The organism is Limnohabitans sp. Jir72 (assembly GCF_003063575.1).
Lineage (GTDB): Bacteria > Pseudomonadota > Gammaproteobacteria > Burkholderiales > Burkholderiaceae_C > Limnohabitans_A.
The window spans coordinates 207101-223785 of the sequence record NZ_NESC01000006.1; the positions used below are offsets into that span (position 1 = coordinate 207101).

Below are 16685 nucleotides of genomic sequence, written 5' to 3' on the forward strand. Positions count from 1 at the left end.
TTACCGCGCGGATACCCATGCGCCTGCTCAGCAGAGGATGATCCAGACATGAGCCATTTGTTGATGATTGAAGACGATGTCCGCCTGGCGGGCATGGTGTCGGACTACCTGGGTGCTTCGGGTTTTGTGGTGAGCCACGCACCCGACGCGCAAACCGGTTTGGCACGTTTGCAAACGGCGGGTGTCGACCTGGTGATCCTGGACCTGATGCTGCCAGACATGGACGGTTTGCAGGTGTGCCAGCGCATTCGCGCCTTGCCTGGCGCGCTCGGTCAAGTACCGGTGCTCATGCTCACGGCCAAAGGCGACCCGATGGACCGCATCATTGGCCTGGAGATGGGAGCTGACGATTACTTGCCCAAACCCTTTGAGCCGCGCGAGTTGCTGGCCCGCATCAAGGCCATCTTGCGGCGCAAAGGCACGGATGCCGCGGTCATTGCGCAGACGATGCAGTTTGGCTCTTTGGAGATCGACCGCGACGCCCGGCGGGTGTCTGTCAAAGGGCAAGCGTGTGATTTGACCTCGTATCAATTTGATTTGCTGGTGGCGCTGGCCGAACGCGCAGGCCGCGTGCTGACACGTGACCAGATCATGGAAGCGGTGCGTGGGCGCGAACTGGAAGCGTTTGACCGCTCGATCGATGTACACATGGGGCGCATTCGTGCCGCCATCGAGGCCGATCTGAAAGCGCCGCAGCGCATTTTGACGGTGCGTGGCGTCGGCTACGTGTTTGCGCGCCAACAGGACTGAGCGATGTTCAAAGGGCTGTCCCGGCATTTGTACCTGCGCATCTGGCTGGCCGTGGTGGCGGGTGTGGCCTTGTTGATGCTGGTGGTGGGTTGGTTCTGGCGCGCCAGCATGGAGCACAACACACCGCCGCCGATGCCGCTTGACTGGGTGATCATGACGCCTGGAGGTGAGGTGCTCGGCACGTCTGCACCGCGACATCGAACGGGCATGCCTTTGCACTTTGAATTCATCATGCCCGATGGCCGGGAGATGCAGTTGCAAATCCAACGCAAGTGGGAGGATGGGCGTCCCCCACCGCGCCTGCACCGTGAGCCACCTTGGTGGGCCACACCACCGTATGGTTTTTTCTGGATGCTGGGCCTGATTGGGCTGGCTGTGGCACTGGGCTTGTACCCGGTGGTACGGCGTCTGACGCAGCGCCTGGAGGGTTTGCAACGCGGCGTGCAGCGCTGGGGCGAGGGCGACTTGTCGGCCCGCGTGCCGGTTCAAGGGACCGATGAAGTGGCCGATTTGTCGACCCGTTTCAACCAGGCGGCCGAGCGCATCGAAGGGCTGATGGCTTCGCAAAAATCTTTGCTGGCCAACGCCTCGCACGAGTTGCGCTCACCGATAGCCCGCATCCGGATGGGGCTGGAGTTGATGGATGTGACCAATGCCGACATGCGCCAGCGCACCCATGAAGAAATATTGCGCAACATGGCTGAGCTGGACCAGCTGATTGACGAGATTTTGCTGGCCAGCCGACTGGACTCCAAAGAGGCCGACATGGGCACCATCGAAGCGGTGGAGTTAGTGGGCCTGTGCGCCGAAGAATGCGCCCGGATGGGCGCTGTACTGGATGTGCCTGGGGGTATGCATACCTTAGAGGTGCAGGGCGTGGCCAAACTGCTGCGACGCATGGTGCGCAACCTGCTGGAGAATGCTCGCCGGTATGGCTCAGCCGCGGCAGATGGCGAAGGTATCGTTTTGTCTTTGCAATCAGAACATCACCAGGTGCTGCTGACCGTGTGCGACAACGGCCCCGGTGTGCCTCCCGAATACCGCGAACGGATCTTTGAACCCTTTTTCCGTTTGCCTGGTGCCAGTGAGCGTGTCGGTGGCGTGGGTCTGGGGCTGTCGCTGGTCAAATCCATTGTGGAGCGGCATCAGGGTTTGGTGCGCTGCACCGGGCATGCCGGCTGTGGCGCTTGTTTTGAAGTTCGACTGGATACTTGAATTCCCATCACATGGATGGGGGGCTCAATGGTCGTTGTTGAGCCAGGGCAATGGCGATGCGGGCTCTGACATGCAAGGCTGCTCTGTGTTCAAAACTTCACCTCGACCAAGCCGTTCATAAACCTTGAAATACCCATCGGCCATTTTGTCGGCATTGAAATGCTGGACGGCATGAAGGTGACATGTTTCGCGGTCAAACGATGAATGACGGATGGCATACGCCAGTTCTGATTGTTTGTTTGAAAGCACGCCGCATTCTGCGGGGATTAGTTCGGGCAGTGCGCCATAGGGTGTGGCGAACACCGGGCATCCGAAGTACAGGCTTTCGATGGCAGCCAAGCCAAAGGGCTCGTGCCAGCGAACGGGGAAAACCAAACCTCTGGATCTGCGCATGACAGCGAACTTGGTTTCGCCACCGACCATGCCCATGAACTGTATTTTTCGGGACCAGGTGAATCGAAAACCCCGTTTGATGTTCAGACGATCGCCACCCATCACCACCAATTTGGCTTGCGCTTGCAAACAGGTGTCGATGGCGCCCTGAACGTTTTTCACACGCCAGGCAGCCTTGCCCAGAAAATGGAAATAGTCATCGGTTTTGTTCAGTTCTGCCGGCCCATAAGCAGACCAGTCCAAACCGTTGTGGACATGGCATTGCGCCTTGTGTCTTTGGGCATGGTTGCGCGAGACAAACACCGTGTTCATTGGCAGCAGTTCACCGACTTGCGAGTTGCCGTGTTGGGTCATCAGCCAGGGGCGATCTAATGTGAGATCAATGCCGGGATTGAATTGAAAATGCACCAAATCCACGTCATCGGGAATTTGACTTTGCCAGTCCAGGTGGGCCTGAATTTCTATGATTTGCCCAAACGGACAGTGAGACCCAGACGGAACCAGATAAGTCACCCGGTGCCCCATTTTGACAAGGGCTTGGCCCAGATCCCAGATCACCCGCTCAGTTCCACCATAGGCAAAAACGGGGATCATCGCCCGATTGACGAACAGGATGTGCATTGTTTTAACGTGTCACCACGTTTTCGAGTGTGGCCTTGTCATACCGCAGCATGGCATAACGGAAAAAACATTCCAGTGCGATGAAAAAACAAAACAGAAATCCTTCGCCACCGCACAGAAAGCCGCGCCTGAAAAAGTAAAGCTGCATGAAGCTTGCAAACGCGGATGCAAAGCCACGCAAGACACCGCCACGTTTGCCTGCTTTGGCGCGTTTGGCCGCGCCAAGTTGGGCATATTGGGCCAATTTCTGCAAACTGGCATACACCGTCTCGCGAGAATAATGCAGCAATTGCCCCTTGCAGGTGATAACCGGTGTGGCCGGTTCTACCAAGATGGCTTGTTCGTGGACGACGCCTTCAAAGCGCAACAAGTTACTGGATTTGAAGAGCCGCTGGATGCCTCCAGTGGACTTCATCAAGGTCAGGGGTTTGCCGTAAGCGACCTGGTTCCACAAGATTTTCCACACAGCGTTGCGTCCGCTGGACACCGCCGTTTGAATCTCCATTTGCAATTCAGGTGTGATGACCTCGTCCGCATCCAGAAAGAAGATGTAGTCGGATGAGCAGTACTTCATCAGGCGGTTGCGTTGTTCGGCAAAACCTTGCCAGTCCGCATGGCTATGCACCTGTGCGCCCAAGGATTGGGCAATGGCAACGGTATCGTCCTTGCTGCCACTGTCGACCACCACAATCTGGTCGGCAAACTGGGCACTTTCAATGCATTGCGCAATGCGATGTGCCTCATTCATGGTGAGGATGGCGATGCACAGGGTGGGTTGTTGGGCTGTCATGAAGCTTTCCAGTTCAATACGCCTTTGAAGCGACCCCACATGCGGGCGAGCAGGCGAGGGTTATAGGCCAGCAGACGCAGTGGCAGTACCAATGCGGTTTGCCACAGCAACTTGTGGCGTTGCGTGTTGGCTTGCGGAGCGCTTTGGTATTTGCGGGCGTAAATCAGTTTGGATTGTGCGTGGTGATAGCCACGCAGGTATTCGCTGCGCAGAGGGCTCTTTCCTCGCACGCTGCCGCGTGACCGGTGCGTGGCAGTTGCACTGGGGTCGATGACCATGGCCTGGTGCCGATTGAACAATCGGGTACAAAGGTCGTCGTCTTCGTAGTACAGGAAAAACTGCTCGTCAAAGAATTGGCCCTCAAAGGCGCTCATTCGCAGCAGCATGGCGGCACCGCACACAAAGCCGACACAGGCAGGCCCTTCGGTGATGGCCGGGCCACGGCTGCGCCATAACAAGTGAGGCCAGCGGTAATTCACCTCGGCTTGCCCGTTCGGCTGCAGCAGTTGTGGCGCGACCATGGCAATGTCCGGCCACTGCTTGGCAGTCAGCAGCATCTGCTGCACAGCCTGGGGTGTGATTTCGCAGTCGGGATTGAGCAGCAGTGCAAACGGGGTTTGCACTTGTGCCAGGGCACGGTTGTTGGCGGCACCAAAGCCCAGGTTTTTCGACAGGGCCAGCACTTGGGCCTGGGGCAAGTGGCTGGGGGTGAGTGCAGCGCAACCATCGTCGCTGCCGTTGTCAACGATGACGACGTTGGGGAAGTCGATCAGCGCAGCTCCCAGAGCGGCAAGGCAGTGGGCGCTGTTGTAGGTCACGGTGATGACCGTGACCTGATTCAGGTGATCAGTGTCCGCCACCAAAGTGCTCGCCGGCCTTGAGTTTGTACTCCGTCCCGCAATAAGGGCACTTGGCTTGGCCGGTTTTGGCCACATCCAGGTAGACCTTGGGGTGGCTGTTCCACAGTTTCATGTCGGCTTTGGGGCTGGGGCAGAACACGCCGCCTTGGGGGTTCAGATCCGATGCCAGAAGTTCAATGGGGTTGCTCATGGGTGTTGTCCTTAAACCAAAGTCAGCCAGTGGGCGTACTTGGGATTGCGACCATTGACGATGTCAAAGAACGCGCTTTGGATCTTTTCGGTGATCGGGCCGCGGCTGCCCGTGCCCAGTTCGATGCGGTCGAGTTCGCGAATGGGGGTGACTTCAGCGGCGGTGCCAGTGAAGAAGGCTTCGTCGGCAATGTAAATTTCGTCACGGGTGATGCGCTTTTGCACGATCTCCAGGCCCAGGTCCTTGGCGATGTGGAACACCGTGTTGCGGGTGATGCCGTTCAAGGCGCCGGCCGACAAATCGGGGGTGTAGATCACGCCGTCTTTGACCACAAAAATGTTTTCGCCAGCGCCTTCAGAGACAAAGCCTGAGGTGTCGAGCAACAAGGCTTCGTCGTAACCTTCGTCGGTCACTTCCATGTTGGCCAGGATGGAGTTGGTGTAGTTGCTGACTGCCTTGGCCTGCGTCATGGTGATGTTGACGTGGTGGCGGGTGTAGCTGGAAGTTTTCACGCGGATGCCGCGCTTCATGCCTTCTTCGCCCAGATACGCGCCCCAAGTCCAAGCAGCCACCATCAAATGGATGGTGTTGCCTTTGGGGCTGACGCCCAGCTTTTTATCGCCAATCCAGGTCAGGGGGCGGATGTAGCCGCTTTCCAACTTGTTTTCACGGACCACATCGCGTTGCGCTTGGTTGACTTGCTCTTTGGTGAAGGGGATATTCATGCGCAAAATCTTGGCGCTGTTGAACAGTCGGTCGGTGTGCTCTTGCAGGCGGAAGATGGCGGTGCCTTGTTCTGTTTTGTAGGCGCGCACGCCTTCAAAAGCGCCGCAGCCGTAGTGCAGGGTGTGGCTCAGCACGTGGATCTTGGCATCGCGCCAATCGACCATCTGGCCGTCCATCCAGATTTTGCCGTCACGGTCAGACATGGAAGGGATGACAACGCTCATCGAAGTGTCCTTAAAGAGTGAGAGGTTTTGCGGGCTGCAAAAGGAGCATTTTACGGGCTGGATGGCCCGGGTTCACTCGGGGCGCTGCAGTGCCCATTCCGTCAGCTTGCCGCCGACAAAGGTGCAAGTGACCGAGGATTGACCGGCATCGGTCCAAGTGAAGACTTCGGGCTGCTGGTCCTTGGGGCTTTGCAGCCTACCCAGCGAACGTGTCATGGCGATCACATGCATCAGGCTGACGCCCTTTTTCAACTTGGCATGGAGCATGACGGCGCTGGCCACGTGGCCCATCGGGCGGTCGGAGGCTTTTTTGAGGATGGTCAGCATGCGCGTGAAGTGCAGCAATATCCACATGACAATGCCGCCGCCCGCCAGGGCAATGCCCGCCCAGCCAAATTGGCGCCAGGCACCCACGGTGAGAACGATGATGGCCACAGGAGCCAGGACTTTGGTGAAATTCATGGTGGGGATTGTGCCTTGCTCAAGAGGGGGCTCAGTCCAAGCCTCGCACCACCTGCATCGCTTCTTCGATCCGGTCCACCGGGTAGATTGTCAGGCCCTCAAATGACTTGTCGTTTTTCTTGGGGGCATTGGCTTTGGGCACCACGGCCACTTTGAAGCCCAGCTTGGCGGCTTCTTTGAGGCGGTCTTGGCCACGCGGGGCCGGGCGCACTTCACCGGCCAAGCCCACCTCGCCAAAAGCAATGAAGCCTTTGGGCAGCGGCTTGCCACGCAGGCTGCTGGTGATGGCCAGCATCACGGCCAAGTCGGCAGCGGGCTCGCGGATGTGCACGCCGCCCACGGCGTTGACAAACACGTCTTGGTCCATGCAGGCCACGCCCGCATGGCGGTGCAGCACGGCCAGCAACATGGCCAGGCGATCGCGTTCCAGACCCACCGACAGGCGGCGAGGGCTGGGGCCGCCACTGTCCACCAGTGCCTGAATCTCCACCAACAAGGGCCGTGAGCCTTCGAGCGTGACCATGACGCAGCTGCCGGGCACAGGCTCTGTGTGCTGGCTCAAAAAGATGGCGCTCGGGTTGCTCACGCCCTTGAGGCCTTTTTCGGTCATGGCAAAAACACCAATCTCGTTCACAGCCCCAAAGCGGTTTTTGATGGCGCGGATCAGGCGGAAGTTCGAATGTGTGTCGCCTTCAAAGTACAGCACCGTGTCCACCATGTGCTCCAGCACGCGCGGACCTGCCAGGGCGCCTTCTTTGGTCACATGGCCCACCAGCACGATGGTGGTGCCGGTCGATTTGGCCGTGCGCGTCAGGTGCGCCGCGCACTCGCGCACCTGCGCCACCGAGCCGGGTGCCGAGGTCAATTGGTCCGAATACACCGTTTGGATCGAGTCGATGATGGCGATGTTGGGCTTGCGCGACTGCAAGGTGTGCAGGATTTTTTCAAGCTGAATCTCGGGCAACACCGGCACCAATGAATCCGGTAGGCCCAGGCGGCGCGATCGCATGGCCACTTGCGCGCCGCTTTCTTCGCCCGTCACATACAGCGTGTTCATGCCGCTGCGCTGCAGCGCATCCACCGCCTGCAGCAGCAAGGTGGATTTGCCAATGCCCGGATCGCCGCCGATCAGCACCACACCGCCTTCGACCATGCCGCCGCCCAGCACGCGGTCCAGCTCATCGATGCCAGTGGGGTGGCGCTCGAAGTCTGCCGCCTCGATTTGTGACAGCGGCAACACTTCGGATGTGGGGGCCAGGGAGGCATGCACCGAGCCAAAGCGGTTCTTGCCTGCCGCGGGTTCGGCAGAGGCTTCAATCAAAGTGTTCCAGGCGTTGCAGCTGGGGCATTTGCCCATCCAGCGGGCGCTGGTGCCGCCGCATTCGGTGCAGGTGAATATCGATTTGTCTTTGGCCATGTGCAGTGTCTGGGGCGTTCGGGTGAGCGCTGTAGTGTGCCTGATCACTCCCGCCAAGCGGCGATGAAATCGTGCGTGATCTGACTGGCAGGTCGTGCCTGGACATGGGCCGCATTTTGGCCCGCCCACAGGGGTGAGAAGTCGCTGCGGCCCTGGGCTTCGGCCGCTGCGCGCAAAGGGGCCATGGCGGCTGTTGCCAGCGGGAAACTTGGAGCCAGCGGACTCATGGCACCCAGCTCGCGCATGATGCGGTTGACGATGCCGCGTGCAGGCCGGCCGGTGAACACATTGGTCAAGGCTGTGTGCTGCACCGCAGGCGACAGCAGCGCGGCGCGGTGCAAGGTGCTGGTGGTGGCTTCGTCGCTGCACAAATAGGCGGTACCGATCTGAACGCCTGCCGCGCCCAGCGCTTTGACTGTTTGCAAGTTCGCTGGCTGAGCCATGCCACCGGCCGCGATGACAGGCACGGTCACGGCCTGCACGGTTCGGGGCAGCAGTGCGTAAATTCCCATTTGCGTGCTCAGATCTTCCGTCAAAAACATGCCTCGGTGGCCTCCGGCTTCCAGGCCTTGGGCAATGATGGCGTCGACGCCATGTGCCTGCAACCAAAGTGCTTCGTTCACTGTGGTGGCGCAAGACAGCACCAAGCTGCCCCAGCTTTTGACCCGAGCCAGCAAGTCTGGCGCAGGCAAACCGAAGTGAAAGCTCACCACGGCAGGGCGAAATGGTTCCAACACATCGGCGCTGTCGTGGTTAAAGGGCACGCGCCCTGAGCCGGACGGGATGCATTCGGATGCCAGGCCCAGTTCGCGGTAATAAGGTGCCAAAGTTTGCTGCCAGCGTGCTTCGCATGTGTGGTCTGAAGCGGGTGTGGCGTGACAAAAAAAATTGACGTTGAAGGCTGCCGTGGTCGCTGCTTTAAGGGCTTGCAGTTCAGCTTGCAGCGCCGCAGGACTGAGCATGGCTGCAGGCAATGAGCCGAGTGCGCCTGATGCGCAAACGGCAGCGGCCAGTCGGTGGTTTTGTACCCCGGCCATGGGTGCTTGAATGATGGGCGCGGTCAAGCCCAAGTGGGCAAAAAATGGGTTCATGCACGAACTGTAACCCGTGGCCGGGAGGCATGCTTTGTGGGCATGCCCGCTGCTTAGGCGCTTGCGTGGACTTGTGCCAACGTGCGTTTGATCTCCGTGCGAAGCGCTTCCAGCGCAATGGGCTTGGACACATAACCGTCCATCCCTGACTGCAAGTAACGTTCGCGGTCGCCGATGAGGGCGTTGGCGGTCACAGCGATGATGGGGGTACGTCGCTTGTACTGTTTGTGTTCCATGGCCCGGATGAGTTCTGTCGCTTCAATCCCCCCCATCTCGGGCATCTGGATGTCCATCAGGATCAGGTCAAAGCTGCTTGTCGAAAATGCTTCAATGGCTTCGATACCGTTGTTGGCAATGCTGACTTCGTAACCCATGCGGGTCAGCAAAATGGTTTCCAGCGTTTGGTTGATGGGGGTGTCTTCCACCAGTAAAACCCGCTGAGGATTGACTTGTGCGCTCAGTTCGTCACCGGGTTCTTTGCCTCCATCGCCCATTGGGTTGCCCAGGCGATTGAGCATCGACACCAGCTCATGGGTGTCAATGGGCTTGACCAGAAATCCTTGAATGCCTAAAGGGTCCAGTTGTTCTTGGCTGGTTTGCTCGCTCAAGGCACCCATCATGATGATGGGCATGTGTGTCGCAGAGCGGACTTGTCGCAGTTGAGTGACCAAGGCATACCCGTCGATGTCGGGCATGCTCACATCGATCAGTGCGCAACGTACTTGCCCCAACATCGGTGAGTGGAGTGCCTGGGCGGCACCATCTGCCGAGACCGCGTGCAGACCCAAAGCCTGCAGCTGTTGGCTGAGCACTTTGCGGCAGCTGGCGTTGTCGTCCACCAACAAGATGGTTTGTCCAGCCAGTTGTGTGGGCATTTCATTTTGATTGAGCGATACGCTGACAGCATTTTGCAATGTCACACAAAAACTGAAAGTGCTGCCCTGACCCAGTTGACTGGTCACTCGGATGTCACCACCCATCATTTGGACCAGGCTGCGACTGATGGCCAACCCTAGGCCGGATCCTCCAAAGCGACGCACGGTGCTGGAGTCGGCCTGGGTGAACACGTCAAAAATAAGGGCTTGCTTGTCCTCTGAAATGCCAATGCCCGTGTCTTTGATGCTGAATTCCAGCCAAATTCCGTGTGGACTTGGCGGCGACACCATGGTTTTGACGCTCAGCACGATCTCGCCTTGGGCTGTGAATTTGATGGCATTGCCCAGCAAGTTGGTGATCACCTGTTGCAGTCGTAGCGGATCACCAATGACCTGATTGGGCACTTGGCAACCGATGTCACACACCAACTCCAGCTCTTTTTCGCAAGCTCGCAAAGACAGAGTGCGTGTGGCTTGGCGGATGAGGCTGTGCAACGAAAACGGATGCGGATCAAGGCTGAGTTTTCGGGCTTCAATTTTCGAGAAGTCGAGAATGTCGTTGATCACGGCCAGCAAAGAGTTGGCCGATGTGGCGACCATGTCCAGATAGCTGCGTTGTTCAGCTGTCATGCGCGTTTGAAGGCACAACTCGGTCATGCCCAGGATGCCGTTCATGGGCGTACGGATTTCATGGCTCATGTTGGCCAGAAAGTGACTCTTCGACGCATTGGCGGCTTGGGCAGCATCGCGCGCTTTGGACAAGTCGCTTTCGGCGCGCATGCGGGCTTGCACGAACTCATTGAAGGCGTGCACCACGGTTTTGATTTCGATCCCTCCCAGCGCTGCAATCGGAGCCACGGGTCTGCCGTCCAGCATCTTGGTCGCCGTCTGCTGCATGGCCTCGGCCAGCAATCGCAAGGGCATGACCAGACGAGCGACAAAAGCCCACATCAGTGGGACCATGAAAAGCATCAGCAACACGCTGATCCAGATCATTTTTTGAAACAAATCCTCGAGTGGTGCAAAGGCTTCTGACGAAGGCACGACCGAGGCAATGACCCAGTCGGTTTTTTTCAGTTTCTTGAAGGTGAAAAGACCCTTGAGTCCGCGCGTGGTGTAGCCCTCTTGCGTGCCTTCAAAACCATTCATCGCGTTTTCAAAAGGAATGTTGTTACTGCCCTGGGGTACTTTTTTGAAGATGAGGCTGGCATCCGGATGGGCAATTCGCACCCGATCTTTGCTGACCAAGTAGTAGTAACCGGTTTTGCCATTTTTGCGGGCCGCAATGGAGCCCAGTATGTTGGGCTTGTAAAGGTTGAGGACACCGCCCATGATGCCTACCAGTTGTTTGTTTTTGTCAAAAATGGGCGCCGCGATGACCACGATGGGTTGTTTTGTGGCTTGGCCCAAAAATGGCTTAGAGATCACGGGCTGACCTGTTGCAATCACCCCCTGGATGTAGTCGCGCGATGACATGTCAAGGGTTCTTCGACCGGACTTGATGGGCCAGTCCACCAGCAGCACCCCCTTGGCGTCAAAGATGTACAGGTCATCGTAAGCAGTCAGCAGCGCTTGCTCCCTTTGTAGGTACTTCTCCAATATGGGCAGTTGGCCCATTTCAGTGGGCGGAATACTCATCGCCACTTTGGCCAACATGCTGATGTTGTCTTCCAGCTTTTCGTCCAGATACTCGGCGAAATCGCTCAACAGGCGGAACTCGTGTTTTTCGATTCTTTGAACAATGTCACCGCGCAGCACATAAAACTGCAAACCCAGTTGAGCCAACAGCAGCAAGATCACCATGGCGATGGCGCTCAGGGAGAGTTGAAGTTTGATGCTGAGATTTTTCATGGGTGGTTTTGCGGTCTGGCGGCAAGCCCTGAGGGTCAGTTCCCTGGACTCAAAAGGGTGGGGGGACATTCACCGCCGAATGGTTAACGGCTCGCTGAGATGGCTTTTTATTTTAGTCTCACAATGAATATATTGAATACCAAATAACTCAATGATGTGCGTGAAACGGATGGTTTGAGCATCGGCTCAAATGCCAGATCAGGGTAAATCCTGGTTTGAGTGCCCAGGCAATCATTTAACATGTTAAATAAATGACCGCTGCCCACTTCATCCACCGAAACCTGCCAGGCTTGCTCTTGCAAGCCAGGGAGGCGGTGATGGCGCACACCCGTCCGAGTCTGCGCGCGCATGGTTTGTCGGACCAGCAGTGGCGGGTGTTGAGGGTGTTGGGCGAACATGCTCAGGCCCCTGGCGGCGTGGAAACAGGAAGGGTGGCCAGGGAGGCTTATTTGCTCGGTCCCAGCTTGACCGGGGTGCTCACCCGCATGGAGCGTGATGGCCTGATTGAACGCAGTCGTTGTCCGCAAGACGCCCGGCGCACAGAGGTGCGCGCGACCAGCGAGGGTTTGGCCAAAGTCCAGGCCCTGTCGCAAACCATTGAGGCCCACTACGCCTGGATGGAGGCGCAATTGGGCAAAGCATCGCTGCAAGCCTTGTATGGCTTGCTCGACCAGGTCATTGCGCTGGAAGGCGAAGGTTTGCCCGTGATTGAACCGCCGCAAGGCCATGAGGAATGAAAAGATGAGCGATTGGCAACCCCTGGGCACGGTGTATGGCACCTTGCTCAACTTTCAACGCGAATGGGACCTGTGGGCTCCGCGCATGACACAAGACCCGCACAAGGGTCCACCCCAAGCCCCTGTGCTGTACGTCAAAACCGCCAACACCTTCAGCCCCGCAGGTCAGGGCCTGCTGCTGCAGGACGGCGTGACCGAGGTCGACATCGGCACCACGCTGGGCCTGGTGATCGGCCAAGACGCGCAGGTGGCAGGCGCAGCTTTGCTGTGCGATTGGTCGGTGCCGCATGCGAGTTATTACCGCCCGCCGGTCAAGTTCCGTTGCCGAGATGGTTTTCTGGGTTTGCCTGCGCAAATCTTGCCCAGCGCTGCGGCAGCAAGTTGGGCGAATCTGACGATCGAAACACGCCGTAACGGTGATTTGGTGCAAACCACACGCTTGGGCGATCTCAAGCGACCTGTCGCCCAATTGTTGGACGATGTGGGTGAATTCATGACGCTGCAACCGGGTGATGTGCTGATGGTCGGCACCGATTGCCTGGCCGATGGCACACGCCCGCGTGCAAAGGCTGGAGACCGGGTGGAGATTTCTGCGCCAGGCTTTGCGTCCGTCACGGTACAAGTGGGAGGTGCTGCATGAAACACGCACGCATCGCTTGGTCGGGCGCCATCCAGCAAGCCGTTGAATCCGATGGCCAGTTGCTCATCACCCAAGGCCCGCACAAAGGCCAGCGTGTAGTCTTTGAAGACGTCGTCTGGCTGCCGCCACTGGCCCCCGTGCCGCAAGCACGCACCGTGATCGCGCTCGGCCTGAACTACGCCGACCACGCCAAGGAATTGGCCTTCAAAGCGCCCGAAGAGCCGCTCGCCTTCATGAAGGGCGAAGCCTCGTTGATCGGCCACAAGGCGTTCACGAAGCGACCCGCCGACGTGAAGTACATGCACTACGAGTGTGAGCTGGCCGTGGTGGTGGGCCGCACCGCTCGCCGCGTGAAGAAAGCCGATGCCTACGACTTCATCGCCGGCTACACCGTGGCCAACGACTACGCCATCCGCGACTACCTCGAGAACTGGTACCGCCCCAACCTGCGCGTGAAAAACCGCGACACCTGCACACCCATCGGCCCCTGGCTGGTCGATGCAGCGGATGTGCCCAACCCGATGGCGCTGAAACTGCAAACCACCGTGAACGGCAAAGTCACGCAAAGCGGCAGCACCGCCGACATGATTTTCGATGTGCCCACGCTGATCGAGTACTTCAGCAGCTTCATGACGCTCAACCCCGGCGACCTGATCCTGACCGGCACGCCCGACGGCATCGTGGACTGCCAGCCGGGCGACGTGATCGTCACCGAGATCGAAGGCCTCGGTGCATTGACCAACACCATCGTTTCATCATGACCTGAATCTGTAGGAGCGACGCCCTCGTCGCGATGAGGCCTTTGCAAGCTGAGTGCTTCACCGAACGCGACGAGGGCGTCGCTCCCACAAAAAACCGAGGAATACCCGACATGAAAATCGACCACCTGATCAACGGCAAGAGCGTCGCAGGCAGCGACTACTTCGAGACCATCAACCCCGCCACGCAAGAGGTACTGGCCGAAGTCGCCTCGGGCGGCGAAGCCGAAGTCAATGTGGCTGTGGCCGCCGCCAAAGCCGCCTTCCCCAAATGGGCGGCCACGCCTGCCACCGAGCGCGCCAAGATCATGCGCAAGCTGGGCGAGCTGATCACGAAACATGTGCCAGAAATCTCAGAGACCGAGACAAAAGACTGTGGCCAAACCATCAGCCAAACCGGCAAGCAGCTGGTGCCGCGTGCGGCCGACAACTTCCACTACTTTGCCGAGATGTGCACCCGCGTGGACGGCCACACCTACCCCACGCCCACACACCTGAACTACACGCTGTTCCATCCAGTGGGCGTGTGCGCGCTCATCAGTCCCTGGAACGTGCCTTTCATGACCGCCACCTGGAAAGTCGCGCCGTGCCTGGCCTTTGGTAACACCGCCGTACTCAAGATGAGTGAACTCTCGCCCCTGAGCGCTGCCCGTTTGGGCGAGCTGGCGCTGGAGGCGGGTGTGCCCGCTGGCGTGCTCAACCTGGTGCACGGCTACGGCAAAGAGGCGGGCGAGCCGCTGGTGTCGCACCGCGATGTGCGGGCCATCAGCTTCACCGGCTCCACCGTCACGGGCAACCGCATTGTGCAAATGTCCGCACAAAAGGGTGGCCTCAAAAAGTTCAGCATGGAACTCGGCGGCAAGAGCCCCTTTGTGATTTTTGAAGACGCTGACCGGGACCGCGCTCTGGATGCGGCCATCTTCATGATCTTCAGCAACAACGGCGAGCGCTGCACCGCAGGCAGCCGCATCCTGGTGCAGCAAAGCATCTACGCCGACTTTGCCGCCAAGTTTGCAGAACGCGCCAAACGCATCACCGTGGGCGATCCGCTCGACGAGAAAACCATCGTCGGCCCGATGATCTCGAAAGCCCACCTGGCCAAGGTGCGCAGTTACATCGAACTCGGCCCCAAAGAGGGCGCAACCATGCTGTGCGGTGGCCTGGACCAACCCGGCTACGCCGCCGACCTGCCCGCGCATGTGAAGAACGGCAACTTCGTCTGGCCTACCGTGTTTGCCGATGTCGACAACCGCATGCGCATCGCGCAAGAAGAAATCTTCGGCCCTGTGGCCTGCCTGATCCCTTTCAAGGACGAGGCCGACGCCATTGAAAAAGCCAACGACATTGAATATGGCCTCTCCAGCTACGTCTGGACCGAGAACCTGGGCAAAGCGCACCGCGTAGCGGCCGCTGTCGAGGCCGGCATGTGCTTTGTCAACAGCCAAAACGTGCGCGATCTGCGCCAACCCTTTGGCGGCACCAAGGCCAGCGGCACAGGCCGCGAAGGCGGCACCTGGAGCTACGAAGTGTTCTGCGAACCCAAGAACGTGGCGGTGAGCCTGGGCGGTCACCACATCCCGCATTGGGGTGTTTGAGTACAACGACTTTCAAATTGGAGATGACCATGACCGTGAACCCATTGGCCATTTGGGGCCCTGTCTTTGCCATGATGGCCTTGGTGCTGGTGGTGGCTTACTTGACGTTTCGCGAGCGAGTTCGTCAATTCAAGGCGCTGCGCGTGCACCCACAAAAAGTGTCCACCCGCAGTGAGTTTTCGGCAGCCCTCAAAGACACCCGATGTGCGGACAATTTCTCCAACTTGTTCGAAACACCTGTCATGTTTTACGTGGCCTGCATCGGCTTGTACGCCACGCAAACGGTCAGCATGAGCGCTTTGGTTTTGGCCTGCCTCTATGTGCTGCTGAGGGTGGGTCACAGTGTGGTGCACTGTGGCAGCAATGTGGTGTTCACGCGCTTCAAACTCTTTGCGGCCAGCATGTTGGTGCTGCTGGGGCTTTGGGCGGTGTGGGGCTTGACCTTGCTGCAATTGATTTGACGCTCAGCACGCCCCACATGCCACAACTGAGGCCACAACTGAGGACTTGCCATGCAGCGCCGTGAATTAATTTTGGCCGCTGTGGCCGCCTTGCCTTGGGCTGCGCAGGCCCAGACTCAGTCTTGGCCCACCAAACCGATCCGCCTGATCGTGCCTTTCCCACCGGGTGGCACCACCGATGTGGTCACACGCCTGGTCGCTGCCGAGTTGACCAAGGCCTTGGGCCAGAGCGTGGTGGTGGACAACAAACCCGGCGCGGGCACCGTGCTGGGCGTGGACCTGGCCGCCAAGTCGCCGCCCGATGGCCATACCTTGGTGACCGTGGCCAACAGCTTTTGTGTGAATCAAACGCTGGTGAAAAACCTGCCTTACGACGGCCTGCGCGACCTGCGCCCGGTCGGTCTCATGGGCATGTCCGAGCATGTGTTGGCCACGCACCCTGGCAGCGGCCTCAAGACCGTGGCCGACCTGATCGCGGCGGCCAAAAAGCAACCCGGCAAGCTCAGCTATGCCTCGTTTGGCGCGGGCACTTCAGCCCACATCGCGGGGGCCATGCTCGAAGCGCAAGCCGGCATTGAGATGATCCATGCGCCCTACAAAGGCCAGGCCCCGGCACTCAACGATTTGATCGGTGGTCAGGTCACGGTGATGTTCGGTAACTGGCCCGAGTTCCGTCAGCATGTGCAAAGCGGCAAGCTCGTCGCCCTGGGCATGGCCACGGCCAAGCGCTCGCCACTGGCACCGCAAATCGCCACACTCACCGAACAAGGCTTGCCGATTGAATCCAACTCTTGGAACGGCATCCTCACGCGCAGCGGCACGCCCGATGCGGTGGTGCAGAGGCTGAACGCCGAGATCAACAAAGCCCTGCAAACGCCCACTGTGGTGCAAGCCTTTCAGGAAGGCGGCATCGTCTCGTTGGCTGCCAGCCCCGAGCGCTTTGCGGCCTTCATCCGCAGCGAGACCGATAAATACGCGCAGGTGATCCGCAAAGCGGGCATCACCGCCGAGAGCTGAACAAGGAAAACA

The 16685-nt window shown here is 58.8% G+C and carries 17 protein-coding genes; 8 read left to right on the forward strand and 9 right to left on the reverse strand.

Annotated features, from left to right (window positions below; translation table 11 throughout):
* The first annotated feature begins 48 nt into the window (after nt 1-48).
* Entirely contained in the window at nt 49-750 is a 702-nt protein-coding gene (locus tag B9Z52_RS10395; protein ID WP_108413768.1) for a response regulator, read from the forward strand.
* Nucleotides 751-753: 3 nt separating this feature from the next.
* Nucleotides 754-1965 (forward strand): HAMP domain-containing sensor histidine kinase, encoded by a 1212-nt coding sequence (locus tag B9Z52_RS10400; protein ID WP_108413769.1) that lies wholly within the window; start codon nt 754-756, stop codon nt 1963-1965.
* 24 nt (nt 1966-1989) lie between these two features.
* Here the strand turns inward: B9Z52_RS10400 and B9Z52_RS10405 are convergent, their stop codons facing one another.
* The 9 genes from B9Z52_RS10405 to B9Z52_RS10445 all read right to left on the reverse strand — a co-directional run bounded on the left by B9Z52_RS10405 (nt 1990) and on the right by B9Z52_RS10445 (nt 11465).
* Nucleotides 1990-2712, reverse strand: coding sequence for a glycosyltransferase (locus tag B9Z52_RS10405; RefSeq protein ID WP_369907889.1), 723 nt, complete (start codon nt 2710-2712; stop codon nt 1990-1992).
* 271 nt (nt 2713-2983) lie between these two features.
* Nucleotides 2984-3769: a glycosyltransferase family 2 protein gene (locus B9Z52_RS10410; RefSeq protein WP_108413771.1), complete on the reverse strand. Its 786-nt coding sequence runs from the start codon at nt 3767-3769 to the stop codon at nt 2984-2986.
* On the reverse strand, nt 3766-4629 hold the full coding sequence (locus B9Z52_RS10415; protein ID WP_233251920.1) for a glycosyltransferase family 2 protein: 864 nt from the start codon (nt 4627-4629) through the stop codon (nt 3766-3768). Before B9Z52_RS10415 ends, B9Z52_RS10410 begins: the two co-directional genes overlap by 4 nt.
* Nucleotides 4616-4819: a zinc-finger domain-containing protein gene (locus B9Z52_RS10420; protein WP_108413773.1), complete on the reverse strand. Its 204-nt coding sequence runs from the start codon at nt 4817-4819 to the stop codon at nt 4616-4618. Before B9Z52_RS10420 ends, B9Z52_RS10415 begins: the two co-directional genes overlap by 14 nt.
* Before the next feature lie 11 nt (nt 4820-4830).
* Nucleotides 4831-5769 carry a branched-chain amino acid transaminase gene (locus B9Z52_RS10425; protein WP_108413774.1) on the reverse strand — a complete coding sequence of 313 codons (939 nt, stop codon included), beginning with the start codon at nt 5767-5769 and terminating at the stop codon, nt 4831-4833.
* A gap of 72 nt (nt 5770-5841) precedes the next feature.
* Nucleotides 5842-6231, reverse strand: a complete 390-nt coding sequence (locus B9Z52_RS10430) for a glycerate kinase (RefSeq protein ID WP_199222078.1) — start codon at nt 6229-6231, stop codon at nt 5842-5844.
* Between the two features lie 31 nt (nt 6232-6262).
* Nucleotides 6263-7648 carry a DNA repair protein RadA gene (gene radA, locus B9Z52_RS10435; protein WP_108413861.1) on the reverse strand — a complete coding sequence of 462 codons (1386 nt, stop codon included), beginning with the start codon at nt 7646-7648 and terminating at the stop codon, nt 6263-6265.
* A gap of 44 nt (nt 7649-7692) precedes the next feature.
* Complete coding sequence (locus tag B9Z52_RS10440) at nt 7693-8739, reverse strand: nitronate monooxygenase family protein (protein ID WP_108413776.1); 1047 nt, start codon at nt 8737-8739, stop codon at nt 7693-7695.
* A 53-nt stretch (nt 8740-8792) separates the two neighbouring features.
* Entirely contained in the window at nt 8793-11465 is a 2673-nt protein-coding gene (locus tag B9Z52_RS10445; RefSeq protein WP_158270537.1) for a hybrid sensor histidine kinase/response regulator, read from the reverse strand.
* A gap of 251 nt (nt 11466-11716) precedes the next feature.
* On the opposite strand from B9Z52_RS10445, the gene hpaR reads away from it, so the two are divergent.
* The 6 genes from hpaR to B9Z52_RS10475 all read left to right on the forward strand — a co-directional run bounded on the left by hpaR (nt 11717) and on the right by B9Z52_RS10475 (nt 16673).
* Nucleotides 11717-12202, forward strand: coding sequence for a homoprotocatechuate degradation operon regulator HpaR (gene hpaR / locus B9Z52_RS10450; protein ID WP_108413778.1), 486 nt, complete (start codon nt 11717-11719; stop codon nt 12200-12202).
* A 4-nt stretch (nt 12203-12206) separates the two neighbouring features.
* The gene (locus tag B9Z52_RS10455; protein ID WP_108413779.1) at nt 12207-12842 is read left to right on the forward strand and encodes a fumarylacetoacetate hydrolase family protein; all 636 of its coding nucleotides are present in this window, start codon (nt 12207-12209) and stop codon (nt 12840-12842) included.
* Nucleotides 12839-13603, forward strand: coding sequence for a fumarylacetoacetate hydrolase family protein (locus B9Z52_RS10460; RefSeq protein ID WP_108413780.1), 765 nt, complete (start codon nt 12839-12841; stop codon nt 13601-13603). The genes B9Z52_RS10455 and B9Z52_RS10460 overlap by 4 nt, the downstream gene beginning before the upstream one ends.
* Nucleotides 13604-13713: 110 nt before the next feature.
* Nucleotides 13714-15195, forward strand: a complete 1482-nt coding sequence (gene hpaE / locus B9Z52_RS10465; protein ID WP_108413862.1) for a 5-carboxymethyl-2-hydroxymuconate semialdehyde dehydrogenase — start codon at nt 13714-13716, stop codon at nt 15193-15195.
* A gap of 29 nt (nt 15196-15224) precedes the next feature.
* Entirely contained in the window at nt 15225-15656 is a 432-nt protein-coding gene (locus tag B9Z52_RS10470) for an MAPEG family protein (RefSeq protein WP_158270538.1), read from the forward strand.
* Between the two features lie 51 nt (nt 15657-15707).
* Nucleotides 15708-16673 (forward strand): tripartite tricarboxylate transporter substrate binding protein, encoded by a 966-nt coding sequence (locus tag B9Z52_RS10475; protein ID WP_108413782.1) that lies wholly within the window; start codon nt 15708-15710, stop codon nt 16671-16673.
* Nucleotides 16674-16685: the final 12 nt, after the last annotated feature.

What these genes read in the sequence shown, in the direction of transcription:
- B9Z52_RS10395 (WP_108413768.1), top strand. Translation starts at nt 49, where the DNA reads ATGAGCCATTTGTTGATGATTGAAGACGATGTCCGCCTGGCGGGCATG.
- B9Z52_RS10400 (WP_108413769.1), top strand. Translation starts at nt 754, where the DNA reads ATGTTCAAAGGGCTGTCCCGGCATTTGTACCTGCGCATCTGGCTGGCC.
- B9Z52_RS10405 (WP_369907889.1), bottom strand. Translation starts at nt 2,712, where the DNA reads ATGACCCAACACGGCAACTCGCAAGTCGGTGAACTGCTGCCAATGAAC.
- B9Z52_RS10410 (WP_108413771.1), bottom strand. Translation starts at nt 3,769, where the DNA reads ATGACAGCCCAACAACCCACCCTGTGCATCGCCATCCTCACCATGAAT.
- B9Z52_RS10420 (WP_108413773.1), bottom strand. Translation starts at nt 4,819, where the DNA reads ATGAGCAACCCCATTGAACTTCTGGCATCGGATCTGAACCCCCAAGGC.
- B9Z52_RS10425 (WP_108413774.1), bottom strand. Translation starts at nt 5,769, where the DNA reads ATGAGCGTTGTCATCCCTTCCATGTCTGACCGTGACGGCAAAATCTGG.
- B9Z52_RS10430 (WP_199222078.1), bottom strand. Translation starts at nt 6,231, where the DNA reads ATGAATTTCACCAAAGTCCTGGCTCCTGTGGCCATCATCGTTCTCACC.
- radA (WP_108413861.1), bottom strand. Translation starts at nt 7,648, where the DNA reads ATGGCCAAAGACAAATCGATATTCACCTGCACCGAATGCGGCGGCACC.
- B9Z52_RS10440 (WP_108413776.1), bottom strand. Translation starts at nt 8,739, where the DNA reads ATGAACCCATTTTTTGCCCACTTGGGCTTGACCGCGCCCATCATTCAA.
- B9Z52_RS10445 (WP_158270537.1), bottom strand. Translation starts at nt 11,465, where the DNA reads ATGAAAAATCTCAGCATCAAACTTCAACTCTCCCTGAGCGCCATCGCC.
- hpaR (WP_108413778.1), top strand. Translation starts at nt 11,717, where the DNA reads ATGACCGCTGCCCACTTCATCCACCGAAACCTGCCAGGCTTGCTCTTG.
- B9Z52_RS10455 (WP_108413779.1), top strand. Translation starts at nt 12,207, where the DNA reads ATGAGCGATTGGCAACCCCTGGGCACGGTGTATGGCACCTTGCTCAAC.
- B9Z52_RS10460 (WP_108413780.1), top strand. Translation starts at nt 12,839, where the DNA reads ATGAAACACGCACGCATCGCTTGGTCGGGCGCCATCCAGCAAGCCGTT.
- hpaE (WP_108413862.1), top strand. Translation starts at nt 13,714, where the DNA reads ATGAAAATCGACCACCTGATCAACGGCAAGAGCGTCGCAGGCAGCGAC.
- B9Z52_RS10470 (WP_158270538.1), top strand. Translation starts at nt 15,225, where the DNA reads ATGACCGTGAACCCATTGGCCATTTGGGGCCCTGTCTTTGCCATGATG.
- B9Z52_RS10475 (WP_108413782.1), top strand. Translation starts at nt 15,708, where the DNA reads ATGCAGCGCCGTGAATTAATTTTGGCCGCTGTGGCCGCCTTGCCTTGG.